Genomic DNA, 232 nt, shown 5'->3' with positions numbered 1-232 from the left:
TGCTCATTTGTGTAGTATTGAAATACATTCCCGTCTCTATCATGCCAGCCATTTTTTATTGAAAGTTCTAACCTTCCAAATAAGAGCATATACAAGAGTTTCGCATGGTTGCTCAATGACTTATATTTTTCATCATAGATGAATGGCTTTGGAAATTTGAAAAACGATAAGAAACCAGTGACTTCACTTTTTTTAATCATTGCACTACTCCTTTCTTCTAATTTTTAGTGTT

The 232-nt window shown here is 32.3% G+C and carries 1 protein-coding gene; it reads right to left on the bottom strand.

The window, feature by feature from the left end; all coding sequences use genetic code 11:
- Positions 1-200: replication initiator protein A (locus tag HMPREF2805_RS10415; RefSeq protein ID WP_186822537.1), on the bottom strand; the 200-nt coding region annotated here is incomplete at its 3' end.
- Positions 201-232: the final 32 nt, after the last annotated feature.

The sequence above is a fragment of the Streptococcus sp. HMSC034E03 genome (genome assembly GCF_001811505.1).
Lineage (GTDB): Bacteria > Bacillota > Bacilli > Lactobacillales > Streptococcaceae > Streptococcus.
The sequence above is the reverse complement of the archived record's forward strand: the minus strand, read 5'-3'. Positions and strand labels throughout refer to the sequence as shown.